At 67.9% G+C, this 24,894-nt stretch carries 23 protein-coding genes; 8 read left to right on the top strand and 15 right to left on the bottom strand.

Annotation, left to right across the window (positions count from 1 at the left end):
- The 5 genes from NM2_RS48005 to NM2_RS49485 form a co-directional block, all read right to left on the bottom strand.
- Positions 1 to 319, bottom strand: a 319-nt coding sequence (locus NM2_RS48005) for a translation initiation factor IF-2 N-terminal domain-containing protein (RefSeq protein WP_174575706.1), incomplete at its 3' end; no start/stop codon positions are given.
- A 111-nt stretch (positions 320 to 430) separates the two neighbouring features.
- Positions 431 to 739: a YlxR family protein gene (locus tag NM2_RS48000; protein WP_439956947.1), complete on the bottom strand. Its 309-nt coding sequence runs from the start codon at positions 737 to 739 to the stop codon at positions 431 to 433.
- Between the two features lie 85 nt (positions 740 to 824).
- Positions 825 to 1,853, bottom strand: coding sequence for a transcription termination factor NusA (nusA, locus tag NM2_RS31190; RefSeq protein WP_067676319.1), 1,029 nt, complete (start codon positions 1,851 to 1,853; stop codon positions 825 to 827).
- Positions 1,850 to 2,461 carry a ribosome maturation factor RimP gene (rimP, locus tag NM2_RS31185; RefSeq protein ID WP_067676316.1) on the bottom strand — a complete coding sequence of 204 codons (612 nt, stop codon included), beginning with the start codon at positions 2,459 to 2,461 and terminating at the stop codon, positions 1,850 to 1,852. Before rimP ends, nusA begins: the two co-directional genes overlap by 4 nt.
- Positions 2,462 to 2,624: 163 nt before the next feature.
- The gene (locus NM2_RS49485; RefSeq protein ID WP_157121421.1) at positions 2,625 to 2,816 is read right to left on the bottom strand and encodes a hypothetical protein; all 192 of its coding nucleotides are present in this window, start codon (positions 2,814 to 2,816) and stop codon (positions 2,625 to 2,627) included.
- Between NM2_RS49485 and NM2_RS31180 the strand changes: the two genes are divergently transcribed.
- Positions 2,802 to 3,359 carry a hypothetical protein gene (locus tag NM2_RS31180; protein WP_245718301.1) on the top strand — a complete coding sequence of 186 codons (558 nt, stop codon included), beginning with the start codon at positions 2,802 to 2,804 and terminating at the stop codon, positions 3,357 to 3,359. The genes NM2_RS49485 and NM2_RS31180 overlap by 15 nt on opposite strands.
- The gene (locus NM2_RS31175) at positions 3,356 to 3,790 is read left to right on the top strand and encodes a ferritin-like domain-containing protein (protein WP_067676314.1); all 435 of its coding nucleotides are present in this window, start codon (positions 3,356 to 3,358) and stop codon (positions 3,788 to 3,790) included. The genes NM2_RS31180 and NM2_RS31175 overlap by 4 nt, the downstream gene beginning before the upstream one ends.
- Positions 3,791 to 4,131: 341 nt before the next feature.
- On the opposite strand, the gene NM2_RS31170 is transcribed toward NM2_RS31175, so the two are convergent.
- Complete coding sequence (locus NM2_RS31170) at positions 4,132 to 5,889, bottom strand: proline--tRNA ligase (RefSeq protein WP_067676312.1); 1,758 nt, start codon at positions 5,887 to 5,889, stop codon at positions 4,132 to 4,134.
- A gap of 91 nt (positions 5,890 to 5,980) precedes the next feature.
- Between NM2_RS31170 and yaaA the strand changes: the two genes are divergently transcribed.
- The 3 genes from yaaA (at position 5,981) to NM2_RS31155 (ending at position 9,249) form a co-directional block, all read left to right on the top strand.
- Positions 5,981 to 6,724 carry a peroxide stress protein YaaA gene (yaaA, locus tag NM2_RS31165; protein WP_067676309.1) on the top strand — a complete coding sequence of 248 codons (744 nt, stop codon included), beginning with the start codon at positions 5,981 to 5,983 and terminating at the stop codon, positions 6,722 to 6,724.
- Between the two features lie 207 nt (positions 6,725 to 6,931).
- The gene (locus NM2_RS31160) at positions 6,932 to 8,362 is read left to right on the top strand and encodes a three-helix bundle dimerization domain-containing protein (protein WP_245718300.1); all 1,431 of its coding nucleotides are present in this window, start codon (positions 6,932 to 6,934) and stop codon (positions 8,360 to 8,362) included.
- A 155-nt stretch (positions 8,363 to 8,517) separates the two neighbouring features.
- Positions 8,518 to 9,249 (top strand): DUF7873 family protein, encoded by a 732-nt coding sequence (locus NM2_RS31155; protein WP_067676306.1) that lies wholly within the window; start codon positions 8,518 to 8,520, stop codon positions 9,247 to 9,249.
- Between the two features lie 425 nt (positions 9,250 to 9,674).
- Here the strand turns inward: NM2_RS31155 and NM2_RS31150 are convergent, their stop codons facing one another.
- Complete coding sequence (locus NM2_RS31150; RefSeq protein WP_067676380.1) at positions 9,675 to 10,106, bottom strand: nucleoside deaminase; 432 nt, start codon at positions 10,104 to 10,106, stop codon at positions 9,675 to 9,677.
- Positions 10,107 to 10,173: 67 nt separating this feature from the next.
- A complete protein-coding gene (locus NM2_RS31145; protein ID WP_439956945.1) occupies positions 10,174 to 11,793 on the bottom strand; it encodes a PucR family transcriptional regulator in 1,620 nt (539 codons plus the stop codon).
- Positions 11,794 to 11,884: 91 nt separating this feature from the next.
- Between NM2_RS31145 and NM2_RS31140 the strand changes: the two genes are divergently transcribed.
- The 3 genes from NM2_RS31140 to NM2_RS31130 all read left to right on the top strand — a co-directional run bounded on the left by NM2_RS31140 (position 11,885) and on the right by NM2_RS31130 (position 16,153).
- Complete coding sequence (locus NM2_RS31140; RefSeq protein WP_067676304.1) at positions 11,885 to 13,375, top strand: CoA-acylating methylmalonate-semialdehyde dehydrogenase; 1,491 nt, start codon at positions 11,885 to 11,887, stop codon at positions 13,373 to 13,375.
- A 54-nt stretch (positions 13,376 to 13,429) separates the two neighbouring features.
- On the top strand, positions 13,430 to 14,854 hold the full coding sequence (locus NM2_RS31135) for an aspartate aminotransferase family protein (protein WP_067676375.1): 1,425 nt from the start codon (positions 13,430 to 13,432) through the stop codon (positions 14,852 to 14,854).
- A gap of 303 nt (positions 14,855 to 15,157) precedes the next feature.
- On the top strand, positions 15,158 to 16,153 hold the full coding sequence (locus tag NM2_RS31130) for an SMP-30/gluconolactonase/LRE family protein (RefSeq protein ID WP_245718299.1): 996 nt from the start codon (positions 15,158 to 15,160) through the stop codon (positions 16,151 to 16,153).
- Positions 16,154 to 16,171: 18 nt separating this feature from the next.
- Here the strand turns inward: NM2_RS31130 and NM2_RS31125 are convergent, their stop codons facing one another.
- The 7 genes from NM2_RS31125 to NM2_RS31095 form a co-directional block, all read right to left on the bottom strand.
- Positions 16,172 to 16,882 carry a Uma2 family endonuclease gene (locus NM2_RS31125; RefSeq protein WP_169816267.1) on the bottom strand — a complete coding sequence of 237 codons (711 nt, stop codon included), beginning with the start codon at positions 16,880 to 16,882 and terminating at the stop codon, positions 16,172 to 16,174.
- Between the two features lie 209 nt (positions 16,883 to 17,091).
- The gene (locus NM2_RS31120; protein ID WP_084531744.1) at positions 17,092 to 18,549 is read right to left on the bottom strand and encodes an MFS transporter; all 1,458 of its coding nucleotides are present in this window, start codon (positions 18,547 to 18,549) and stop codon (positions 17,092 to 17,094) included.
- A 224-nt stretch (positions 18,550 to 18,773) separates the two neighbouring features.
- Positions 18,774 to 20,231, bottom strand: a complete 1,458-nt coding sequence (locus tag NM2_RS31115; protein WP_067676292.1) for an aldehyde dehydrogenase family protein — start codon at positions 20,229 to 20,231, stop codon at positions 18,774 to 18,776.
- 301 nt (positions 20,232 to 20,532) lie between these two features.
- Positions 20,533 to 21,045, bottom strand: coding sequence for a hypothetical protein (locus NM2_RS31110; protein WP_067676365.1), 513 nt, complete (start codon positions 21,043 to 21,045; stop codon positions 20,533 to 20,535).
- A 474-nt stretch (positions 21,046 to 21,519) separates the two neighbouring features.
- Positions 21,520 to 22,785 (bottom strand): uroporphyrinogen-III C-methyltransferase, encoded by a 1,266-nt coding sequence (gene cobA / locus NM2_RS31105; protein WP_067676289.1) that lies wholly within the window; start codon positions 22,783 to 22,785, stop codon positions 21,520 to 21,522.
- 65 nt (positions 22,786 to 22,850) lie between these two features.
- Entirely contained in the window at positions 22,851 to 23,258 is a 408-nt protein-coding gene (locus NM2_RS31100; protein ID WP_067676285.1) for a PPOX class F420-dependent oxidoreductase, read from the bottom strand.
- A gap of 51 nt (positions 23,259 to 23,309) precedes the next feature.
- Positions 23,310 to 24,656 (bottom strand): DoxX family protein, encoded by a 1,347-nt coding sequence (locus tag NM2_RS31095; RefSeq protein WP_067676282.1) that lies wholly within the window; start codon positions 24,654 to 24,656, stop codon positions 23,310 to 23,312.
- Positions 24,657 to 24,894 lie beyond the last annotated feature (238 nt).

Genomic DNA, 24,894 nt, shown 5'->3' with positions numbered 1-24,894 from the left:
CGGGCTGCGCCGGGGCCGGGGCCGGAGACGGCGCGGGACGCGGTCCCGGACGGGGACCGGGCGTCGCGCCGGACGACGGTTTGGGGCCGGGACGCGCGGACTGACCGAGTCCGGGACGGGGGCCGCCGGACTTGGCGCTCCCGTTCGCGGGCGCGGACTTCGATGCGAACGACTCCCGCAGACGACGCGCGACGGGTGCCTCCACCGTCGACGACGCCGATTTCACGAACTCGCCCTGCTCCTTGAGCGTTGCGAGTAGTTCCTTGCTCGTGACACCGAGTTCCTTGGCCAACTCGTGCACGCGGGCCTTGCCTGCCACTGCTCTCCTCACTGAGAGGCCGAGCGTGGCGCCCGTCACTGAGTGACGGATGGCCCGCACGACCTCGGGTTATCTCCGATGGACGTTCATCGCTGGTACTTCACGGTGTGCTCATGAGTGCTCGTGCCTGTTCTCGACGTAGTGCTCCAGGGCTGAGATATCCAGTTTTCCGGACACTCGTAGTGCTCTGCCGAACGATCGGCGCCGCTCCGCATTGCTCAGACAAGCCGATAAGGGGTGCAACCAGGCACCCCTCCCGGGAAGTCTGCGCTGCGGATCGGGAACGATCGCAATGCTGTCCGTTCCGGACGATTGCGCCACGATCCGCAACAGATCGGCGGCCAGCTCGCGTTTCCGGCATCCGATGCACGTCCGGACGGGTCCGGTGCGTAGCGGGGCCGAAGACTCGCGCTGAGCCAACGTCCACTGTACCGCTGCCATGTCCGGAACCCCGCATCCAGCCCTCTGGTTAGTTACCAACCTGTCATCCCGTGCGAGAAATCTCTCACCCGCGCTGGGCCTCCGACCGCACCGGACCGGACGCGTCGGGCGCCGCATCGCTGCGGATATCGATCCGCCAACCGGTCAGGCGCGCGGCCAGACGGGCGTTCTGCCCCTCCTTGCCGATCGCCAGCGACAGCTGGAAATCCGGGACGACGACCCGCGCGGCACGGCCCTCCGCATCGACGACCGTGACCGAGACAACCTTCGACGGGGACAGCGCATTCCCGACGAACGTTGCCGGATCCTCCGCGTAGTCGATGATGTCGATCTTCTCGCCCGCCAGCTCGCTCATCACGTTGCGCACGCGCTGGCCCATCGGGCCGATGCACGCGCCCTTGGCGTTCACGCCCGACACGGTGGTCCGCACGGCGATCTTGGAGCGGTGCCCGGCCTCGCGGGCGACCGCGACGATCTCCACCGAGCCGTCGGCGATCTCGGGCACCTCGAGCGCGAACAGCCGCCGCACCAGATTCGGATGGGTACGCGAGAGCGTGATCTGCGGACCCCGCGGCCCGCGCGAGACGCCCACGACGTAGCACTTGATCCGATCGCCGTGCTCATACCGCTCACCGGGCACCTGCTCGGCGGGCGGGATCAGTCCCTCCGCGCCGTGCGCCTCGCTGCCGATGCGCACCACGATGGTCCCGCGGGCATTCATGCGAGCGTCGCGCTGTACGACGCCGCCGACGATATCGCCCTCGTGCGTGGAGAATTCGCCGAACGACTTCTCGTTCTCCGCATCGCGCAACCGCTGTAGCACCACCTGACGCGCGGTCGTCGCGGCGATGCGGCCGAATCCCTCCGGGGTGTCGTCCCATTCGGAGACGACGTTGCCGTCCGCGTCGAGTTCGCGGGCCATCACCCGCACCACACCGGACTTCTGGTTGATGTCGATGCGGGCGTTGGGCTCGTGCCCCTCGGTGTGCCGGTACGCGGTCAGCAGCGCGGACTCGATCGCGGAGATCACGGTCTCCATCGCGATGCCCTTGTCCGCGACGATCGCGCGCAGGGCTTCGATTTCGATGTTCATGCCATGGTCCCTTCGGTCGAAGCTGCCGCTGATTGGTTTGCCCCTCGGTCGTCCTGTGCCCCGGGCGCCGGGCGTCCGGGGGCGACTCCCCCGGCCAGTTCCATCTCCGCCGCGCCCGGCGCGGAGAATTCCACCTGCACCACGGCGCGCTCGATATCGGGGAGCGGGACGTGGACGCGGTGAGGTTTTCGCCGCCCGCCCAGCACCAGGGCGACGTCGGTCTCGGTGGCCTCGCCGACGCGGGCCTCGAACCGTTCCGCGCCCTCGGGGGTGGGAGCGCCGGGCCGCAGCGTGATGCGCACCTTGCGGCCACGGGCGCGACGCCAGTGCCGCGGCAGCGTCAGCGGACGTTCCACTCCCGGCGTGGTCACTTCCAGCAGGTACGGGGTCTCACCGAAATCACCCGCCTCGTCCAGGATTTCGGAGACATCGGTACTCAGATCCGCCACCGCGTCCAGATCGACGGTGGCATCGCTGTCGACGGTGACCACGACCCGCGCCTGGTCCTTGCCCGCGCCCGACACAGCAACGCCCTCGAGATCGAACCCTCGACTCTCGACGAGCTCAGCAACGAGCTGGCTCACCCTTTCCTCGGTCGGCATCGGCATGTGGGGCGGCTCCTGGTTCAGTTGTGACGGGGGTGGAGTTGTCGGTATCGGTCCTGGTCGAACATGGTCGGCCCGCGTCGCCGGCGGAATACTCCACCGGAGGTCTAGCGTAACGCGCTGCAAGAGTGTAAAGGACCGGCCTCCATTCTCAGGTTTCCCGTGCTCACAGCAGCCGCTGCCTGCTCCGGTCGGCACGGTGCGCCGGTCCGGGGCCGAGGCGGGCGCGAATCCGCGCAGCGAACGCGTCCGGATCGGACGAGAGTTCGCCGGACGTCGTCGCCGCACGGGCCGCGACGCGCCCGCCGTCCCCGGTCGGGACGATGACTGGCACGATGTACGCGTGCCGACCAGTCATCGCGTCCATCCACCGGGCAGTTCCGCGCCGCCTGCCGGCGGTGCGGGTGTTCCCGCCGCCGCGCTCGACCGCCGGGCGCTGCTGCGCGTCGCGGGCGGCGGTGCGTTCGCGATCATGTCCCTGACCGCCGCGGCGTGCGCGAAGGACAAGCCGCTCGAGCCGGACGCGCTACTGCCGCACGAGGTTTCGGCCCGCACCGACGCGGTGTGGGCGAAGGCCGCCGCGGCTACCGCACCCGATCGGGCCGCCGCGCTGAGCGTCATCGCGACCCAGCGCACCGCCCATGCCGACGCCCTGCGCGCGGAGATCGACCGGGCCATCGGCCTGTACGGCGATGGCACCAAACCGAAGTCGGCGAGCCCGCCGGTCACGCCCCCGGCCGCCCCCTCGCCGCCGCCGACCGTCGACGCCCTGCGCACCCGCCTGGCCACAGCGCAGAAGTCGGCCGCCGACGCGGCACAGACGAGTTCCGCCTACCGTGCCGGGCTGCTGGCCTCGATCAGCGCGTCCTGCGCCGCCCACGTGGAGGTTCTGCTGCCGTGAGTACCGCCGATCAGCAGGCGCTGACCGATGCGCTCAACGCCGAATACGCCGCCGTCTACGCCTACGGCGTCATCTCGGCTTACGCGGCCGCGGACCGCAATCAGATCATCGCCGACTTCACCGCGGCCCACCGCGCCCGCCGCGACGCCACCATCGACGCGCTCAAAGCCGCCGGAGCGCCGGTCCCCGGCCCCGCGGCCGCCTACCCGCCGCCGTTCACGGTGAACGATCCGATCCCCGCGGCCAAATTCGCCGTCACGGTCGAAACCGATACCGCGATCGCCTGGCGCTCGGCCGTCGAACGCGCCGACTCCCCGGCCGTCCGCCGCGCCGCCGCACAGGCCCTCACCGACTGCGCGGTGCGCCTGGCCACCTGGCAGAAGATCCTGGGCACGAACCCGGCCACCGCGGCGTTCCCGGGCCGGGCCTGAGGGACCGGCCTATAAAGGGGTAGGCCGCCGACCGTGTGCTCCGCGCATCATCGGTCAACTCGCAGGATGTGGCCCACCGACAGCGGCCAGCATGCGCCGGACGACCGCTTGCTCTCGCGATCTGCCGCTGTGTCGAGCGCGATCTTCTGCTGCCGTGTCGAGCATCGGAAATTCTGCGTCTCAGCGGAATACGAGCAGGCAGAGGAAAACCGGGCACCATCCGGCCTCGTTCGATCGCGGGCCTGAAGACATCGCCCGATCATCGATCTCGGGCGGCGATGCGACATCCGGATCCCGGCGCTCCGGCCTCGCTCGATTACGACGAGGCCGGGCCGGGCATCTCAGCCGCGCACCTTGTCCAGGACCGCCTGGACCGCGTTCTCGGCGGGGATCTCGTCGCCGGTTCCGGCGAACCGGTCGCGGAGTTCGACCTTTCCGTCGGCCCAGCCGCGGCCCACGACCAGGACCAGGGGCATGCCGAGGAGTTCGGCGTCCTTGAACTTGACGCCGGGGGACGCGGTGCGGTCGTCCAGCAGGACCTCCAGACCGGCCGAATCCAGTTGGGCGGCAACCTGTTCCGCACCGGCGCGGGCGCCTTCGTCCTTGTTGGCGATGACCACGTGCACGTCGAAGGGGGCGACCTCGCGCGGCCAGCGCAGGCCCTTCTCGTCGTGCATCTGCTCGGCGAGCACCGCGACCATGCGCGAGACGCCGATGCCGTACGAGCCCATGATCAGGCGGACCGGCTTGCCGTTCTCACCGAGGACGTCGACCTCGAAGGTGTCGGTGTACTTGTAGCCGAGCTGGAAGATGTGCCCGATCTCGATACCCCGCGCGGCCACCAGCGTGCCGCGGCCGTCGGGCGAGGGATCGCCGTCGCGCACCTCGGCGGCCTCGATCGTGCCGTCCGGGGTGAAATCGCGACCGGCGACCAGGCCGACCACGTGACGTCCGGGTGCGTCCGCGCCGGTGATCCAGGACGTTCCGCTGACCACGCGCGGGTCGACCAGATAGCGAACACCATTGGCCTGCAGCGACTTCGGGCCGATGTAGCCCTTCACCAGGAAGGGGTTGGCCTTGAAGTCGTCCTCGGTGAGCAGTTCGACCTCGGCGGGTTCGAGTCCCGCGCCGAGACGCTTGTCGTCCACCTCGCGGTCGCCCGGAACGCCGACGCCCAGGATCTCGGTCTTGCCGTCCGGGTGACGCAGCTTGACCATGACGTTCTTCAACGTGTCCGCGGCGGTGACGGGCCGGCCGAACTGCTCGGCGATCCCGGCCCCGTTGGCCCAGTCGACCAGCGAGGCGATGGTCGGCGTGCCGGGGGTGTCGTGCTCCTGCGCGGGAGCCTGGCCGTCCAGCGGAATCTCCGCGGGCGCGGGCGTGATCACCGCTTCGACATTCGCGGCATATCCCGATTCACGGCAGATCACATAGGTGTCCTCGCCGACGGGGCTGTCGGCCAGGAATTCCTCCGACGCGCTGCCGCCCATCGCGCCCGAAGTCGCCGCGACGATCACGTAACTGACCCCGAGCCGGTCGAAGATGCGCTGATATGCCTGGCGGTGCGCGTCGTAGCTGGCCTGCAGACCCCGCTCGTCCAGATCGAACGAGTACGAATCCTTCATGATGAATTCGCGTCCGCGCAGAATTCCGGCGCGCGGCCGTTCCTCGTCGCGGTACTTGGTCTGGATCTGATACAGCGTGACGGGCAGATCCTTGTAGGAGTTGTATTCGCCCTTCACCGTGAGTGCGAACAATTCCTCGTGCGTGGGTCCGAGCAGGTAATCGGCCTTCTTGCGATCCTGCAGCCGGAACAGCCCGTCACCGTATTCGGTCCAGCGGTTGGTGGCCTCATAGGGTTCGCGCGGCAACAGCGCGGGCAGCGAGATCTCCTGCGCGCCGATGCCGTTCATCTCCTCGCGCACCACCTGCTCCACCTTGCGCAGCACTCGCAGGCCCAGCGGCAGCCACGAGTAGACGCCCGGCGCGATCCGGCGGACGTATCCGGCGCGGACGAGAAGCTTGTGACTGGGCACCTCGGCGTCGGCGGGATCGTCACGCAGGGTGCGCAGGAACAGGTGCGAGAGACGGGTGATCACGGATGCACAGAGTAGACCGTGCGCCTGCCACGCGGATCGGCGAGCCACCGCCTCCCCACGCACGCGCCCCGCGCCGGTACCGTATCGGCTCGTGCTGGTGCTGCTGCCTCCCTCCGAAACCAAGTCCGACGGTGGAAAACTCGGTCCGCTCGACCTGAACGAGCTGTCCCTGCCGCAGCTGACCGCCGTGCGCGACAAGCTGGTCACCGAACTGGTCGAGCTGGCCGCCGATCCCGCGGCCGCCCGCGCGGCCCTGAGCCTGGGCAAAGCCGCCGATGCGGAGATCGCCCGCAACGCCGCGCTGCGCACCTCGCCTACCCGGCCCGCCCTCGAGCGCTACACCGGAGTGCTCTACGACGCGCTGGACGCCGGGGCGTTCACCCCCGCGCAACGCGCCAAGGCCCACGCCCGGCTGGCCATCGGTTCGGCCCTGTTCGGCGTCGTGCGCGCGAATGATCCGATTCCGGCCTACCGCCTCTCGGGCGGATCGAAGCTGCCCGGGATGGCGACGCTGGCCTCGATATGGAAACCGGCGCTGGCTCCCGCGTTGCGGGAGGAGACCGCCGGGCAGTTGGTCGTGGATCTGCGCTCGGGCACCTATCAGCAGCTGGGCCGCGTCCCCGGTGCGGTCACCGCGACCGTGCTCACCGAACGTCCGGACGGCAGCCGCACGGTGGTGAGCCACTTCAACAAGCATCACAAGGGACTGCTGGCCCGCGCGCTGGTACTGAGCCGTGCCGAACCCACCGATATCGCGGGTCTGGCACGGGTCGCCGAAAAAGCCGGGTTGCGTATCGAAATCGCCTCGTCCTCGGAACTCCTCGTGCTCACCTGAGATGAATTTCCGGTGGCGCGAAATTGAACGTGGCACATCGGAAAATGCAACTATTTTCGCGAAATTCCAAAGTGTGCAGGCATTTCCGCGGCAACTGCCGCGTAACTTATTGTCTCGCTTGGGAACGGTGGCGCTCGTGCCGTAATGTCTCCGGGACGCACCGGATAATGCCGCGCATTCATTCCCTGTGATGTCGAGGAGCTCGGCGTGGGTACCCATTCCCAACGTGAAGACGAAGTCGCACGCGAACGCGAAGACAAGGCACTGCGGCAATTGACCGATCGACTGGTCGCGGACTACACGGACACCCATGCCGAGCAGGACGTTCACACCGCGATCGGCGCCGCGCGCAGCCGCTTCGACGGACATGCGATCCGCGATTTCGTCCCGATCCTGGTCGAGCGGGTCGCCCGCCGGTCCCTGGACGGCGAACCCGAGCCCGCTGCCGAGTCCGCGGAGGCGCAGGAATCGAGTGCCTCGCGAGCCGCCGGATCCGGTATCGCGGGCCGATTGCGTTCCGCGGCAATGGATCTGCTCCCGCCGCCGTGGGGTGGACGCAATCTGATCGGCCCGGTCGCCGCGGCGATCGTCGTCGTGGTCGTGGTGGCGCTCGCCTTCGGCACCGGTGGATCACACCAATCCACTACTGCCGCAGCACCTTCGGTGACGACACTGAAGGGCGTGATCGGTTCGGAGAAGCTCCCCTACTTCAACGATCCGAAGGTCGTCGCCGAGCTGGCCCGGCACGGACTGCGGGTGCACGTCGAACCGGCCGGATCGCGCCAGATCGCCACATCGGTGGACCTGAGCAAGTACGACTTCGCGTTCCCGTCGAGCACCCCTGCGGCAGAAGCGATTCTGCGCGAACGCAACATCACCGCGCGGTATACGCCCTTCTCCTCGCCGATGGCGATCGCGACCTTCAAACCCATCGTGGATCTGCTCACCGCCGCCGGTGTCGTGCGGCCCGGTCCGGTGCCAACCCTGGACATGCAGCGCTATCTGGATCTGGTCGGCACCGGGACGCAGTGGAATCAGTTGCCCGGCAACACCGTCTATCAGGTGCCGAAGAACATCCTGGTGTCCACCACCGATCCGCGCAGCTCCAACTCCGCCGCGATGTATCTGGCGATCGCCAGCTATGTGGCCAACGACGACACGATCGTTCGCGGCGCCACCGCCGAGGACAACGCGGTGCAGAAGGTGTCGAAACTTTTTGTCGGCCAAGGCTATTCGGACAACTCCAGTAAGGGACCGTTCGACGAGTACCTGTCGGCCGGCATGGGTCCGACACCCATGGTGCTGATCTACGAGGCGCAGTACGTGGAAGCCGCGGTGGCGGGCAAGATCACGCCGGACATGGTGCTGATGTATCCGTCTCCGACGGTGCTTTCCCGGCACACGCTGGTACCGCTCAACGCCGACGGCGACCGCCTCGGCAAGCTGCTGTCCACCGACCCCGAACTGCAGCAGCTGGCCGCCGAGCACGGCTTCCGCACCGGCGATCCGGCCCAGTTCGTCTCGGTGACAACCGAATACCACGTTCCGGTCAACCCCCAGGTGGTCGACGTCGTCGATACGCCCGCCTACGACACTCTCCAGCATCTGCTGGACGGCGTGGCGCGGGCCTACAACTGACGCGCCGGCACATGGTCCGATAATTCGGATGCGTCCCGCCCGCGAGTCCCGTACCGTCGGTTCGTCGCTGATACCCGGCAACGACTCCGGTTGCGGCACAGTGTTTTCCGACGACTGCCGCACGGTACGAGAACGGTGCGGAAGGAGGCATCATCATGACGAAGCTGAATCAGATCATCGCGGTGGAGAAGGGCGTCAAGAGCGGAGCGCTGCGCGAGCTCGCCGAGGTGCAGTCCGGACTGCACAAGCCGGCTCTGCTGGCCGGCATCTCGCGCTCGTATCAGCCCAAGGACGAGGAGGGCGAGCAGCTGCCGCCCGAATCGACTCGCGTACAGCTGAAGTCGGAGGATGTGCTGCGGCGCACGGCCGACACCCTGACCCGCCTGTTCGACGTCACCGCGACCAAGGACTGGACCAACTGCCAGGCCACGGCCGATGTGACCGTCGACGGCGAGACGCTGTTGCGCGACGTCCCGGTGACCTATCTGCTGTTCCTGGAGAAGCAGCTCGGGGAGCTGCTGACCTTCGCCAAGAAGCTGCCGGTACTCGATGCCGCCGAAGCGTGGACGTTCGACGACTCTTCGGACACCTGGCGGACCGATGCGGTGCGCACGATCCGCACCAAGAAGGTCCCGCGCAACCACGTCAAGGCCGAGGCGACCGAGAAGCACCCGGCCCAGGTCGAGGTGTACTACGAGGACATCGCGATCGGATACTGGACCACGACGAAGTTCTCCGGCGCACTGCCCGCCCGGCGCGTCAACGAGCTCGCGGGCCGGATCGAAAAACTGCGTCAGGCAGTGCAATTCGCCCGCGAGGAGGCCAACGGGACAGAGGTGGCCGACCGCAAGGTCGGTGAGGTCCTGTTCGGGTATCTGTTCCGCTAGTACCGGATCCGGGCGTGCCCGGATCCCCACAGAATTCCCCCGGTGACCGCCGGGGGAAGCGCGAGGAGCGCAAAGCTCAAACTGAACATGAATCTGATTCGCGGTATCAGTGCGGGTTCGATCCCCGCTCCGGGCACGAGCCCGGGTAGCCCAACCGGTAGAGGCAGCCGCCGCAATCTCAGGCTCTCGCTCCAGATTGAGTATTCGCCGCCGAACTCGAGGATGCAGGAATACGGACGACCGTGACGAGGTGCCGGCTCATCTCCGGCTCTCCGCGCTCTCATGCGGAGGTGGTCCAACGGTAGGACGCGTCGCTGAGAACCTGATCCGTTTCCGCATCGTCAGAGTGTGAAATGGACGGCACCCCGGCTCCCGGCGGATGGCAAAGCCGCCGGGAGCCACCTCGCTCCCCGGATTCGCGATGGCTATTCCGTGACGCCGATGTCCTCGTACCACAGCTGTGGGTGCTCGTCGATGAAGCCGCTCATCATGTCCACGCAGCGTGAATCATCGAGCACCGTGATCGATACCCCGTGTTCGGCGAGCCATTCGTGTCCGCCGGTGAAGGTCCGCGACTCCCCGACGATAACCGCGCCGATGCCGAACTGCCGCACCAGACCACTGCAGTACCAGCACGGCGAGAGCGTGGTCACCATGACGGTGTCGCGGTAATCCCGCCGCCGCCCGGCATCGCGGAATGCGGCGGTCTCCGCGTGCAGACTCGGATCACCGTCCTGCACACGCCGATTGTGCCCGCGCCCCAGGACATTTCCCGCCGCGTCGAACAGTGCGGCCCCGATCGGTATGCCGCCCTGCGACAGCCCGAGCCGGGCTTGTTCGATGGCGACGTCCAGCATGCGTTCGGCGGTGATCATGGAACTCATGCTGCCTCAGGTGCGGCCGACCACATCACCTCGGTTCGGCTCATGCCCCACCGGGCCCCGCGGTCAGATCTCGGATCAGCAGGGCGGTGTGCAGGGACGTGCGGATCTCGCCGTCGTCCAGGTCCACGCCGAGAATGCGCTCGATGCGGGCCAGCCGGTCGTAGAGGGCTGGGCGCGAGATGTTCATCCGCCGGGCGAGTTCGGTCTTGTTGCCCGCCAGATCCAGGAATCGCCGCAATGTCGGGGTGAGATCGCCGCGGTGGCGGATGTCGTAGCGCAGCAGTGCGCTCAGCTCCGTCTCGGCGAAACGCTGGACGCCGGGTTCGTTGCGGATCAGCGACAGCAGCCCGCGCAACCGCACATCGCCACTGCGGTAGAACGACCGCGGCACGGTCGATTCCAGCGACAACGCGATCTCGGCCACGTGCGCGGCGTGGGCGAGTTCGCGCGCGGCGTCCAGCAGCGATTCCGAATCCGCGCCAACGCCGACCGCGATCCGCTGCACGCCGTCGGCGCGGCGCAGCTCCGCGGCGACTGCCGCACAGACCTGTTCCAGCCGAAGGTCCAGCTCGCCGTCCCGGCCGAGCCCCAGGATGAGGGTGAGCTGCTGTTCGTCCGCCGCGCTCAGGGCGGTCGCCCGGCTCAGCGCCACGCCGTGATCGGCCGCGTCCAGCAGGGTGGCCGCGCGCCGCTGCCGAGCCACCGGATCCGGCTCGCTCACCGCGGCCACCCGGACCGAGATCGGTACGTAGCGGGCGCGACGAGCCAGACCCAGCGTCGCGGCGCGGGCCACCGCCTCCTGCTCGTCGATCACGCGACCGGCGACCATATCCTCGATCAACCCGGTCTGCGCCTGCCGATGCAGCCCGAACCGATCCTTCTCGATCATGCGGTGCAGGGTGAGCGTCTGCGCGGCCCGCTCCAGGACCATTCGTGCCCTTGCCGAGGGAATACTCTCCGAACGCAGCAGCAACCGGCCCCAACGCTGGGTGTGTGGGCCGACCGGGACGGTGCTGTCCACATCGTCGGGCAGCATCCGCGAGGTGGTCTCCCAGTTCTCCAGCAGCGCCGCCGCCGAGGTGCGCCGGGCCGAGACCGCCAGCACCCGATGCGCCAGATCCTCCAGTACCACCGACGAATCCAGCAGGGCCGCAGCGGTTTTCACGATCTCCTCGAGGGACGCGCGGCGCACACTGAGGGTGGTGAAGGTCTCGTGCACCGAATGGGCGAACTCCAGTTCGGCGTACTGGTCGGCCACGATCATCCGATGCACCGCCTCGGTGACCTCCACGAATCGGGTAATCCGGCGCAGTGCGATCACCGGCAGCCCGAGCCGATCGGCGACGGTCGCGACAAAGGTCGGCAGTTCGGCGACGTACCGGCCCAGTTCCACGACCAGCCCCGCCACTCCGGCCGCGGCCAGTGATTCCAGATAGGCGCCCGTGGCCGGTGCCCCGTAGGCCAGCGGCTGACCTGTGGTCAGGATCAGTTCCCCGCCGGAGACCAGGGAGGCCAGATCGACGGTCTCGCTGACGTGCACCCAGCGCACCGGCCGGTCCAGGCCCTGCGCGCCGCCGATCACCCGCGGTTCCCCGGCCCGGATAACGGGCATGTCCAGAATTTCCGCGACGGTCGGCAACACCGACGAATCGTAATACATCCGGGCTCCGAGCCGACATTTCGTCGGGCTCCATTCCGGCCGTATCGGGACACAGTGGAAGCATCAGTCCGGTCCGGATTCGAGGAGAGTTATGCAGACCATCGCACATTGGGTCGACGGCAAGCCGTTCGCCGGAACCAGCGAGGCGACCGCGCCGGTGACCAATCCCGCCACCGGCCGGGTCAGCGGACAGGTCACGCTCGCGGACAGCGCCGATGTCCGGGTGGCGGTCGAGGCGGCCGCAGCCGCGTTCCCGGCGTGGCGCGACACCTCGCTCACCCGGCGGGTCCAGGTGCTGTTCCGCTTCCGCGAACTGCTCAACGAGCGCAAGCAGGATCTGGCCGCGATCATCACCGCCGAACACGGCAAAGTGCTCTCCGATGCGCTCGGCGAGGTGACCCGCGGACTGGAGGTGGTCGAATTCGCCTGCGGCATACCGCATCTGCTCAAGGGCGGCTTCACCGAGAACGCCTCCACCAAGGTCGACATCTTCTCGATCCATCAGCCGCTGGGCCCGGTGGCGATCATCTCGCCGTTCAACTTCCCGGCCATGGTGCCGATGTGGTTCTTCCCCGTCGCGATCGCCACGGGCAATACGGTCGTGCTCAAGCCGAGCGAGAAGGATCCCTCGGCCGCCCTGTGGCTCGCGCGGCTGTGGGCCGAGGCGGGGCTGCCCGACGGGGTGTTCAACGTGGTGCAGGGCGACAAGACCGCCGTGGACGAACTGCTGGACAACCCGGCGATCAAGGCGGTCTCCTTCGTGGGCTCCACGCCGATCGCCCGCTACGTCTACGAGCGCGGAACCGCGGCCGGAAAGCGAGTACAGGCCCTGGGCGGAGCCAAGAACCACATGGTGGTACTGCCCGACGCCGATCTGGATCTGGCCGCCGACGCCGCGGTCAACGCCGGATTCGGCTCGGCCGGTGAGCGCTGCATGGCGATCAGCGTCCTGGTGGCCGTCGGCGAGATCGCCGACGATCTGATCGCGCGGATCACCCAGCGCGCGAAGACGATCAAGACCGGTGACGGCACCCGCGACAGCGATATGGGCCCGCTGGTGACCGAAGCGCATCGCGACAAGGTCGCCTCCTACATCGCGGCCGGTGAATCGGAGGGCGCGACGGTGGCCCTCGACGGACGGGATGTGCGGCCCGACGGCGGGGAGGACGGGTTCTGGCTGGGGCCGACCCTGCTCGACAATGTCGCGCCGGGGATGAGCGTGTACACCGACGAGATCTTCGGGCCCGTTCTCTCTGTGGTCCGCGCCGCGAGTTACGACGAGGCGCTGGCGCTGATCAATGCGAACCCGTACGGCAACGGCACCGCGATCTTCACCAACGACGGCGGCGCGGCCCGGCGTTTCCAGAACGAGGTCGAGGTCGGCATGATCGGGATCAACGTGCCGATCCCGGTTCCCATGTCCTACTACAGTTTCGGCGGCTGGAAGGCGTCGCTGTTCGGCGACTCCCACGCGCACGGCACGGATGGGGTGCACTTCTACACCCGCACCAAGGCCATCACCTCCCGGTGGCTCGATCCCAGCCACGGCGGCCTGAATCTCGGCTTCCCGCAGAACAACTGACCACCGAGAGGAGAATCCCGCACGATGGCACAGGACACCACACCGATCCCGGACATGCCGCTGCCCAACGGCCTGAGCCGCACCGCCGCACGCGCCGAGGCGGAGCGTGCCTACGAGTTGGACCGCAGGCACGTCTTCCACTCCTGGTCGGCGCAGCGGCGGCTCGATCCGATGACGATCAGCGCCGCACAGGGCTGCTACGTCTGGGACGGTGCGGGCCATCGCCTGCTGGATTTCTCCTCGCAGCTGGTGAACACCAATATCGGTCATCAACATCCGAAAGTGGTTGCCGCCGTTCAGGAACAGGCCGCCAAGTTGTGCACGATCGCGCCGCAGCACGTCAACGCGGCGCGATCGGAGGCGGCCCGGCTCGTCGCCGAGCGGACCCCGGGCGAGCTGAACCGCATCTTCTTCACCAACGGCGGGGCCGATGCGGTCGAACACGCGGTGCGGATGGCGCGGCTGCACACCGGCCGCACCAAGGTGCTGGCCCGGTACCGCTCCTACCACGGCGGCACGGACCTCGCGGTGAATCTGACCGGCGACCCGCGGCGCTGGCCCAGTGATCGCGGCGCCGCCGGTGTGGTGCACTTTCACGGGCCGTTCCGGTACCGCTCGTCGTTCCATGCGCAGTCCGATGCTCAGGAATGCGAGCGCGCGCTCGAACACCTCGAGCAAACCATCGTCCTGGAGGGGTCCGAGACGATCGCGGCGATCATCCTGGAGTCGGTCCCGGGCACGGCGGGGATCATGGTGCCACCGCCCGGATATCTGGCCGGAGTCCGTGAACTGTGCGACCGCTACGGCATCGTATTCATCGCCGACGAGGTGATGTCCGGATTCGGGCGCACCGGCCGTTGGTTCGCCATCGAACATGCCGCCGCCCCGGCCGGATCGCTCACGGCCACCGAATCCCATTCCGCCCCTGAGGAATCCGGTGCTGTCGTGCCCGATCTGCTCACCTTCGCCAAGGGCGTCAACTCCGGATATGTGCCGCTGGGCGGTGTCGCGATCGCCCCGCGTATCGCGGCGACCTTCGACGACCGGGCGTACCCCGGCGGACTGACCTACTCCGGGCATCCGCTGGCCGCCGCGGCGGCCGTGGCCACCATTACGGCGATGGCCGAGGAGCGCATCGTCGAGAATGCCGCCGAGATGGGCGAGCGAGTGCTCGGCCCCGGGCTGCGCGAGCTGGCCGAGCGTCATCGCTGTATCGGCGACGTGCGTGGTCTCGGCGTGTTCTGGGCTCTGGAACTGGTCCGGGACCGGGAGACCCGCGAACCGCTCGCGCCCTACGGCGGCACCGCCACCGTGCTGCGCGACGTGGACGCGGCCTGCCGAGCGGCCGGGCTGCTGCTGGCCGTCAATGCCAACCGCCTGCACATCGTGCCGCCGTGCACGATCAGCGAGGCGGAAGCCAAGGAAGGACTGGCGATCCTGGACCAGGCGCTCACCCTCGCCGACGCACACGCTGTCTGAGTTCAGCTCACGAATCGGATCCCTCCCGGACTTCACCGACACCTCGCGAATCGCGTCGATGCGCCCTCCGACTGCCGCGACACACTGCGACAAGAGCGCTGCACACCTCGCCCGCCCCGCACTCACCGGCACTTCCCGCGCAGCCTGCCGCCAGAGCGCGTGCCCGCCGCATGGAAGGGATCGCGCGGCGCGATGGCCGCGGCGATGCCTGGCACCGGGCGGCATCTCGCCCTCGGCCCGGCCGCGAATTCGGTCTCGGATGAATTGCACCGCGGCCTGCCGCGAGAGCGGTACGGTTCGGTCATGTCGCTCCGACCCCAACGCTGGACGCCGCCCAAGGCCACGCCGCGCGCCCGCGAGAGGCACAGCGCGCCACCGATGCCCGAGCCGCGACTGCTCGACCTGCCCGGCGACGTTCCCGAGGACGTGGTGCTCGCGCCGGACGGCCGGGTCGTGACCGGGGTCAGCGGCGGGGCGATCCTGGCGGTCGATCCCCGCGACGGAGCCGTGGAGCAGATCGCCGACACCGGCGGGCGGCCGCTGGGTTTGCACGCCGACCCGGATGGTTCCCTCCTGATCTGCGATTCGGAACGCGGGCTGCTGCGATTGAGCGCGCCGCACGCAACGCTGGAGGTCTTGGTCGAGGAGGTGGATGGGCAACGGCTCACCTTCGCCAGCAATGTCGTCGCCGATGCGGACGGCACGATCTACTTCTCCGCGTCCACTCGCCGATACTCGTTCGAGGAGTACCTGGGTGACTTCTTCGAACATTCCGGCACCGGCCGACTGTTCCGCCGCACACCCGACGGCCGAGTCGAAACCCTGTTGGACGGACTGCAATTCGCCAACGGCGTCGTCCTCGCGCCGGATCGCTCGCAGGTACTGGTCGCCGAGACCGCGGCCTATCGCGTCGCGCGATACCACCTGTCCGGCTCGCAGGCCGGCACCTCGGACTACCTGGTCGAGAATCTGCCCGGACTCCCCGACAATATGGGTCTGGGCAGCGACGGCCTGATCTGGGTCGCCCTGGTCACACCGCGAAATCCGTTGCTGGACATGCTCCTTCCGCTGCCCGGCATCCTGCGCCGACTGGTCTGGGCGATACCGTCCGGACTGCAGCCCAAACCGGTGCGCACCGCCTGGGTGCAGGCCTACGGCTTCGACGGCGCACTCGTTCACGACCTGCAACGCGAGGCGGACGCCTACGCGATGGTCACCGGAGTCGCCGAACGAGACGGCACGCTGTACCTGGGCAGCCTCGCCGAATCCGCGATCGCCGAGGTCCGGCTCGCTCCCTGATCGCCGCGACATTCGCGCTCACCACCCGGTCGCGACCGACTCGATCGGACGCCGAGATCCGCCACCGCATCCGGCCCCGGGCCGCGGCGACAGACCGCGGCCATCGGACCTGCGCGAGGCCCGACCGTCCGGCCTGGGCGTGTAGATCGCCGACAGGTCGACCCGCACCGGGAACGGCACAGCCGTGGACAGCGTGCCGCTGTGGATCGGCGTCGGCGCAGGAACGTACTCACGCGATTCGTCATCGAGCCAGTACTGATAGACGATCGGGCGATCGTCCAGCCCGCGCTCCACCCGCCAGAAATTGGCGATCCCCGCGGCGGCGTACAGCCGCGGAGTGCGGTACCAGTCGTCCCCTCGGGAGTCGTCCGAAACGATCTCCACCACGAGCACCGCGGCAGCGGCCGGAATTCCCTCGGCGGCGTACATCTCGACGGCCGACTCGTCGACCACCACGACATCCGGGCGCAGTGCGCTGAACTCGCCGAGCACTATGCGCTGATCGGCGCGAATCGCATACGGCGCGCGACGCGCGGAGCCCAGCGCCCGCACCAGCGCATCCCGAATGAGTCTGTGCCGGTACCCGATTCGGCCCCGTACAACGACCTCCCCCTCCACCAACTCCCAGTCGTACGGCGGATCCGATGCACTCACCTGCGCACACGACCACCCGCCCCGGCCGATCTCCGACTGCCCGCCGAACTCACCGGCCATCATCCCCACGGACATATTCCCCTCCATCCCCTGCGCGAGGGCCCACTCCCCCGACACGCCCCACCCTAACCACGCACAGCAGTTCCCCTCCAGCACCAATCCACAGCCGCACCCCCTACATGACGAATTCCCCTGTCCGCCACCATGAATCGAGTGCGTCTACCGGAAAAGGGTGCGGCATCCCCCGCAGACATGATCCGGACAGCAACTACCGCCGGTGCGAATCAGGGATTCAGAAACTGCTGCGACTCCTTCTCCGCATCCTGAGCCAGCGCGAGCTGCCGGGGCGTGTAGCGAAGCGTGAAGCCGATCAGACCGACGATCAACGCGCCGAAGCCACAGATCAGCAATACCAGGGTGTAGCCGCTGCTGAGTGCATCGATCTCGGCCGCGGTCATCCCCGCGGCACGTCCTGTGCGCCCTCCCAGGGACAGGGTGCGGGAGGCGGCGAGGGGAGTCAGGACGCCGACCGACAGCGGCGTACCCAGGCTGAAGATCATCTGCCCGATCGCCGAGAGCGGACCGACCTCGGCCACCGGCACGCCGACCAGCAGGCACAGCGGTCCGGTGAGGATCACCAGACCGACGCCGAAACCAGCGGCCAGCAAGAGGAGCAGCAACGTCGGCCAGTATTGGACACTGCCGTCCAGCGTCGATCCGTAGACACCTGCCGCGGCGAGGAAGACTCCCGCCGCCACCAGCAGCCAGCGCGGCTTGACCATGACGATGGCCTTGGACGCCACCGCGGTGCCGATACCCGCCCCGAGAGTGAACGGAATCGACGCCACACCCGCGATCAGCGGGCTGTACCCCACGACATTCTGCAGGAACTGCGCGACGAAGTAGGTCATGCCGCCCAGCACGCCGGATCCGAGCAGCATCGCCAGGAACGTCACCGACCGGTCGCGGTTCTTGAACAGCGTCAGCGGCAGCACCGGGTTTTCCGCATACCGCTCCACCGCGATGAAGGCCACGAGCAGCACCGCACCCGCGATCAGCGAACCCAGAATCACCGGGCTGGTCCATCCCCAGTTGGGCCCCTCGGTAGCGCCGAGCACGACCGCACCGCAGGCCGCGGTCCCGAGCACCGAACCGGGCACATCCAGCGCCAGCCGGTGATGAACGGTGTCGCGGAGCACGAAAATCGCGCCGAGCACGATAAGGATGCCGATCGGAACGTTGATCAGAAAGACCAGCCGCCAGTTCAACTGGGTGAGCGCACCGCCGATCACCAATCCGCCGACCGACCCGATGGCCTGCATGGAGCCGAAGATCGCGATGGCCCGCGTCCGCACCGGACCGGCCGCATACGTACTCACCACCAATGCCATCGCCGACGGCGCCGCGATCGCCCCGCCGAGCCCCTGGACAGCACGGGCGAGAATCAGCATGACCTGGTCCTGCGCCAAACCACACACCAGCGAGGACAGGGTGAACACCCCGACGCCGATCATCAGAACTCGCTTGCGCCCGAACAGATCACCGATCCGCCCACCCAGCAGCATGAGTCCGGCGAAGGTCAGGCCGTACGCGGTCACCGTCCAGGCGCTGCCCGAACTCGACAGGCCCATCTGCTCCTGCAGGCGCGGCAGCGCGAGGATCACGATGGTCCCGTCCAGGATCACCATCAGATTCAGGCCGCTGAGCACCAGAATCGGCAGCCCGAAGGCCCGCTGGGTCATCGGGTGGTCCATTGTCGCAGCGGGGTTATCTGGCACAGTGAGCCACTGTAACGGATACCGGCCGCGTCAAAAACGAGCCAGTTCGGGCCGCCCGGACCACGTTCGACTCCCATTCCTCCAGCATCCCGGCACCGACGCACCGTCCGCACACAACCGGCAACTTCCAACCACGCCAATGGCCCGCCCCTCGACACCACGCGGGGACGGGCCACCGGAAGAATTCGCTACAGCTGGGCCCAGACCGACTTGGTCTGCATGTACGCCTCGATGCCCTCGCGGCCGAACTCGTGTCCCCAGCCGGACTGCTTGTAACCGCCGAACGGCACCGCGTGGTCGAAGACCAGCTGACAGTTCAGGGTGACCGTGCCCGCCTGCAGACGCTTGGCGATGCGGTGAGCGCGGCTCAGATTGGTCGTCCAGGCGGTCGCGGCCAGACCGTAGGTTGTGTCGTTGGCCAGGGCCACGGCCTCGTCATCGTCGTCGAACGGCAGGATCGTCACCACCGGCCCGAAGATCTCCTCCTTGTACAGGCGGCTGGTGGCGGGGTCGACATTGGTCAGCACGGTCGGGTGCACGAAGTACCCGGGCCGGTCGAGCCGGTGTCCGCCGGTGACGACCTCGACGCCGTCGCGCTTGCCCTCGTCGATGTAGCCCATCACGCGGGTGAGCTGTTTGGCGCTGATGAGCGGGCTGATCATGGCCCCCTCGTCCTTGGGCCCGCCCAATTTCAGGTTGTTCGCGACCGTCGTGATGCCCTCGACGACGCGCTCGTAGACGCCGCGCTGCACGAAGATCCGCGAGCCGCAGACGCACCCCTGACCGGAGTGCACGAAGATGCCCATCGCCGCCATCATGATGGCCATGTCCAGATCGGCGTCGTCGTAGATCAGCACCGGCGACTTGCCGCCGAGTTCGAGCATGACCTTCTTGAGGTTGCCCGCGGAGGCCCGCACGATCTCCTTGCCGACCTCGGTCGAACCGGTGAAGGCGATCTTGTCCACGCCCGGGTGCGCGGTCAGCGCCGCGCCCGCGGTGTGGCCGTAACCGTTGAGCAGGTTGACCACGCCCTCGGGCACCCCGGCCTCGGCGATGATGCGGTCCAGGACCAGCGCGGACAGCGGCGTCTCCTCGGCGGGTTTGACGATCATGCTGCATCCCGCGGCCAGGGCGGGTGCGAGTTTGGCGCAGGCGTTGAAGACCGGGCCGTTCCACGGGAAGATCAGCCCGACCACGCCGTACGGCTCCTTGAGCGTGTAGGCGTGCATATTCGCGTAGGCGCCGGAGATCCCGCCGGTCATCTGCACGTCGTGTGCGGTGCCGTTGACCTTGGTGCACCAGCCGGCGTAGTAGCGGAAGAATTCCGCGCAGGTGGGCACGATCATCCGTGCCTGCGCCAACGGCATGCCGGTGTTCAGCGAGTCCAGCTGGGCGAGTTCCTCGGCGCGCTCGTCCATCAGATCGGCGATGCGCCACATGATCTTGGCCCGTTCACGACCGGGCAGTCCGTGCCAGACGCCCGATTCGAACGCCGCCCGCGCTCGCGCGACCGCGGCGTCGACGGCCTCCGGCCCGCAGTCGGTGAACTCGGTGATCGTCTCCTCGGTCGCCGGATCGATGATCGGAATGACCTCACCCGTGCCGGGCAGCTTGCGTAGATCGTCCAATACCGACTGCAACGTCATCGCAGTACCTCACTCTTACAGAATGGAAGTTTGATTCTCGTTGGCGAGAATATCATTTCTCAGTGACGCACGTTAGTGCGCTCGAGTCGCCGAGCGCCACTCTCGCGGCACGGGAGAGTTAGCAACCCGACCTCGAGGGCACACGCGAATGCCATTCGGCACCAATGGATTACAAACACCGCCAGCCCCGGCACAGCAGTGTCGGGGCGTTCGGTTTCGGGTCGCCCCCGCGCCCGCCCCCAATCTGGGTGAACCCCACTTGGACACGGGCACAACGACATTGCGGGATCGACCCGCGAATTCACCTGGCGGAGACGAGATCTCCGTCGTATCGACAGCTCGGCGGCGGCAGCTCGCGCGTGCGGAATGCCTCGGTCTGCTCGGCCGATTCACCCGGGAAGCCCGCCGCGGCCAGCGCGCACGTCTTGAACACCCGCGCCGCGTTGCTCATCCGATGACTCACCGGCTCGATCCGCTCGTCCAACTCCGTCGGCAGCCCCTCACCCCACAGCGCGACCTCCACCGGGCGCGTGTCGAGGTATTCGTGCACACCGGCGCGCACACGGTCGTCGGACAGATACGTCTGCGAGGACACCGCGACCGCGTTCGGGTGCATATCCCGTTCGAGGACGGTCAGGGCCTGCTCCAGATCCAGGACCGTCGCGCCGAGAATTCCGAGCGGGCGAACGTTCGAGCACTCGGCGACCAGGGCGGTCACCTCCCAGCCCGCGCTCGTCCGGTCGAACACCCATCCACCCGCGAACCGGACCACCTCCGCGGCGGTCGGCGCGATGACGACCAGGTGGTAGCGCAGCGGATGCCTACGTACATGTGCCCGCCAGCGGGCAACCTCCCAGACACCTGGACCAATGGGATCGACAGATCGTACAGCCATGTTTCCATCCCGCTTCTCGAACGTGAAGATCGCGGCAGGTCCTACGGCCGGGCTACTACGCAGCACCCCACCGTCGCGACGACCGGCGAGATCGATGTGCCCGCACCCGAGGGTGACGGCCACTCGCAACGCCGGAATCGCACCGGAGAACGTGCGGCAGGTCAGGGCTGGTGACCGTAGTGCCGCATTGCCCCACGGGAGAATCTACCGATCACACGGTAACCCGGTTACCTCGGGTTGTGGCGAGTCTGGCACAACTTGATATGTGATCCATGTCACACATAAATCTCACCGTACAATTACGCCGGATCAACCACGGAAACGCCAGGCAATACGGACATAACCGCTGATCACATGTGAAATCTGTTGGCCTGCCGCAATACTCGGCCGCGGTTACTCGGCTGCCGACGCCTCGGCGGTGTCCGGGATCGCGGCGTCGAATCCGGCGGTCGGGCCGATGACGATGATCGCGGGCGGGCGAATGCCCTCGGCGCGTACCCGTTCGGCGACGCTGGCCAGATCCGCGCGCAGAACGCGCTCGGTGCGCAGACTGCCCTCCTGGACGACGGTGACGGGGGTGTCGGCGGGGCGTCCACCCTCCAGAAGTGCGGCCGCGAACTTCTCGATCCGCTCGACCGCCATCAGCAGAACCAGCGTTCCGCGCAGCCGGGCCAGTGCGGGCCAATCCACCAGCGAATCCGGATGATCGGGCGCGATATGACCGCTGACCACCACGAACTCGTGTGTGACTCCACGATGGGTGACCGGGATCCCCGCTAGCGCGGGCACGGAGATGGCACTGGTGACGCCGGGGACGACCGTGACCGGAACGCCCGCGGCCACACACGCCTCGAGCTCCTCGTAACCACGCCCGAACACGTACGGGTCGCCGCCCTTGAGCCGCACGACGAACTTCCCGGCCTTGGCGCCCTCGACGAGTGCGGTGTTGATGGCCTCCTGGGCCATCGCCCGCCCGTACGGGATCTTCGCCGCATCGATCACCTCGACGTCTGGTGCGAGTTCGGCGAGCAGTTCCGGCGGTGCGAGCCGGTCTGCGACAACGAGATTCGCCCGCGCCAGCAAGCGCCGCCCGCGCACTGTGATCAGATCCGGGTCGCCGGGCCCGCCGCCCACGAGCGCGACACCGGGCGCGGCGGGTTCGGAGTCGCCGGTCACCACACCGGATTGCAGCGCCTCGAGTACCGCGTTGCGCACCGCGGCCGAGCGACGATGACGTCCCCCGGCCAGGACACCGAGGGTCATGCCGTCGTACCGGGCCGTCGCCGGGGTCACCGCGGTACCCAGCCGGGCGTTGTCGGCGCGCACGCAGAAGATGCGACGCTCGGTCGCCTCGGCGACGATCGCGGCATTGGTCTCGGGTTCGTCGGTGCAGGCCACCGCGTACCACGCGCCCTCGAGGTCGCCCGCGGCGTAGTCGCGCAATTCGACGTCGATCTGCCCCGAGGCGGCCATCCCCTCGACGGCCGGGGTCACGGTCCGGCTGATCACCCGGACGTCGGCGCCGGAGGCGATCAATAACCCGAGCCGACGCTGTGCCACCGAACCGCCGCCCACGACGACGACGCGGCGGCCCGCGAGATCGAGTCCGACGACATAGTTCGGGTCACCTGTTTGCTGATCGTCCTGCGTGTTCGGCACAAGTTTCGAGCCTACGGCCCACGCTCGCGTATCCGGTAACCGCCCACGACCAGCACCGGCGCCGCTCAGAGACGTCCACGCACCGCCGTCGGGGTGACGCGCACGATCACCCGCTCACCGTCGTTCGCCGAGGCGGGGTTGAACTCCGCATAGGGCTTGCCGGTGTACTTGTGCGACAACCGATCCGGCAGCTCCCGGGCGGCATCGGGGGTGATGGTGACCGTGCCGCGAACCTCGGCGTAGACGTACGGGTCACCCGGCGGCACGATCATCACCGTCACTCGCGAGTCGCGCACGATGTTCTTGTACTGCTGCCGATCGACGGTGGTGGAGTAGACCAGTTGGTCGCCGTCGCGCTCGAGCCAGATCACGGTGAGATGCGGCTGCCCGTCGCGGCCGATCGTCGCCAAGGTCGCGAATACGGCGGTGTCGTCCAGGAGCTTCTTCAGATTTTCGGAGAACTCGGCTGTCATACCGATTGCGAACCCGGCGCACCGCAACGGAATTCCCGCGCAGCCGGACCGTCAGCGATGCGGGTTGTTCTGGACCCAGTGGAATCCGCTGCTGCGCAACGGCAATCGGTCGGCATCGAAGTGTTCGAGGTCGATGCTCACCGGATGACCGTTCAGCGCACCGGTCAGCACCGCGCGGTCGGGCGCGGGTTGCTGGAAGGTCAGTTCGCCGGTGGGGCCCGGCCGCTTCGGCCCGGCGGTGATCGTGATCCGATGCGCTGCCGGATCGACCGTCGCGAGCACACCGTCCAGCGTGCCGTCCATATGCTGGAAGTCGAGTTCGCCGGTGGAGTCGAAGATGACCCGGTACCAGCGATCCCGATCGGTCACCAGCGGCGGCACATCCTGCCCGTCACGAGTGAACCGCGTGACCGTCCAGATGCCGTACAGCGGCGGTTTGGGTCGGCCGGGGCCGTAGCTGTGCCAGGTCTGCCACTGCATGTGGCACAGACCGACCACCACCCAGATCGCCAGCAGCACCTGGACCAGTGTCGCGATCCGCCGGGCCCGGGGCGTGCGGAACGGATACGGCGCGGTCGAGGGACCGGCTGCGCGGCCGAGCAGCAGCACGGTGACCAGCCGACGCGCCTCCGGGGCGAGCAGCACCGAGCTCGCCAGCAGCAGATGAGCGGACAGGATCTTGACCGGCACGTCGAACGTCATGTTCAGCACGAACACCTGGGCCAGGTCAACCAGGCTCAGCATCGCGCCCAGCAGGGCGGTGCGCGGGATGAACAGCATCAGCCCGGCCAGCACCTCGGCCAGCCCGAGCAGCATCTCGTACGGCCGGGAGGACCCCACCTGACTCCACAGCACCATCATCGGGGTGAACTGCCCGTACGGTTCGAGCAGCCTGGTCAGCGTCGGCGCGGGCATCTGCGTCGGGATCAGTTTGACGAATCCGTACAGCAGCATCTGCCCGCCCAGGAGCACTCGCAGAACCACCAGCGACCAGCCCGCGAGGGTGCGGTACTCGAGTCGCCGCCGGTCCAGTAGCGACCACACCGCCGTCACGACCAGTGCGATGACCAGCACACAGAAAAGCCATACCCAATAGATGGCCTGATCGCCGCTACCGTTCGGGTACAGCCGCACATCGTTCGCGCCGAATATCATGCGCCCGACCCAGCTCAGTGTCGGCCCGGCCAGCCGTTCCAGCCATGTCCCCGAGTCCTCCGGCAACGAGACCCGGAACCACCCCATGAACACCATCGTGATCTGCGGGATCGTCAGACCGAACAGTCCGAGGTATACGAAGAGGAATCGGAAGGCTATGCGGGTGAACGGATTCCACGCAGCAGCGACCGACTCTTCCGGCCGGATCTCCGGCGAGTTCTGTTCGGTGACGACCGCGCTCATATCCAGCCTCCCGATCGAACCTGCGAACCGAAACCGATCGCTGTCGGAGCTGCCCCGAGATCTCCCTGTCTCTTTGATACACCCTGCCACCGACATCGCGGGCGCATCGGGCCTCCGCGCTTCGGCAACCGCCCATCCCGGTGACCGGAACCGCGGAAAATCGGCCCCGGATTCCACCACGGGCGGCTACTAGAACGCGTTACATTCCCTCCATCGTTCCGCCGCACGCCTGAATCGG

The sequence above is a fragment of the Nocardia miyunensis NBRC 108239 genome, from assembly GCF_001613065.1.
Taxonomy (GTDB): Bacteria; Actinomycetota; Actinomycetes; order Mycobacteriales; family Mycobacteriaceae; genus Nocardia; species Nocardia miyunensis.
This window is presented reverse-complemented; position numbering and strand designations above follow the sequence as displayed.

Coding starts and splice junctions, on each gene's coding strand:
- nusA (WP_067676319.1), bottom strand. CDS start 1,853: ATGAACATCGAAATCGAAGCCCTGCGCGCGATCGTCGCGGACAAGGGC.
- rimP (WP_067676316.1), bottom strand. CDS start 2,461: ATGCCGATGCCGACCGAGGAAAGGGTGAGCCAGCTCGTTGCTGAGCTC.
- NM2_RS49485 (WP_157121421.1), bottom strand. CDS start 2,816: ATGACTGGTCGGCACGCGTACATCGTGCCAGTCATCGTCCCGACCGGG.
- NM2_RS31155 (WP_067676306.1), top strand. CDS start 8,518: ATGACGAAGCTGAATCAGATCATCGCGGTGGAGAAGGGCGTCAAGAGC.
- NM2_RS31150 (WP_067676380.1), bottom strand. CDS start 10,106: ATGCTGGACGTCGCCATCGAACAAGCCCGGCTCGGGCTGTCGCAGGGC.
- NM2_RS31145 (WP_439956945.1), bottom strand. CDS start 11,793: ATGTATTACGATTCGTCGGTGTTGCCGACCGTCGCGGAAATTCTGGAC.
- NM2_RS31140 (WP_067676304.1), top strand. CDS start 11,885: ATGCAGACCATCGCACATTGGGTCGACGGCAAGCCGTTCGCCGGAACC.
- NM2_RS31135 (WP_067676375.1), top strand. CDS start 13,430: ATGCCGCTGCCCAACGGCCTGAGCCGCACCGCCGCACGCGCCGAGGCG.
- NM2_RS31130 (WP_245718299.1), top strand. CDS start 15,158: ATGTCGCTCCGACCCCAACGCTGGACGCCGCCCAAGGCCACGCCGCGC.
- NM2_RS31125 (WP_169816267.1), bottom strand. CDS start 16,882: ATGTCCGTGGGGATGATGGCCGGTGAGTTCGGCGGGCAGTCGGAGATC.
- NM2_RS31120 (WP_084531744.1), bottom strand. CDS start 18,549: ATGACCCAGCGGGCCTTCGGGCTGCCGATTCTGGTGCTCAGCGGCCTG.
- NM2_RS31115 (WP_067676292.1), bottom strand. CDS start 20,231: ATGACGTTGCAGTCGGTATTGGACGATCTACGCAAGCTGCCCGGCACG.
- NM2_RS31100 (WP_067676285.1), bottom strand. CDS start 23,258: ATGACAGCCGAGTTCTCCGAAAATCTGAAGAAGCTCCTGGACGACACC.
- NM2_RS31095 (WP_067676282.1), bottom strand. CDS start 24,656: ATGAGCGCGGTCGTCACCGAACAGAACTCGCCGGAGATCCGGCCGGAA.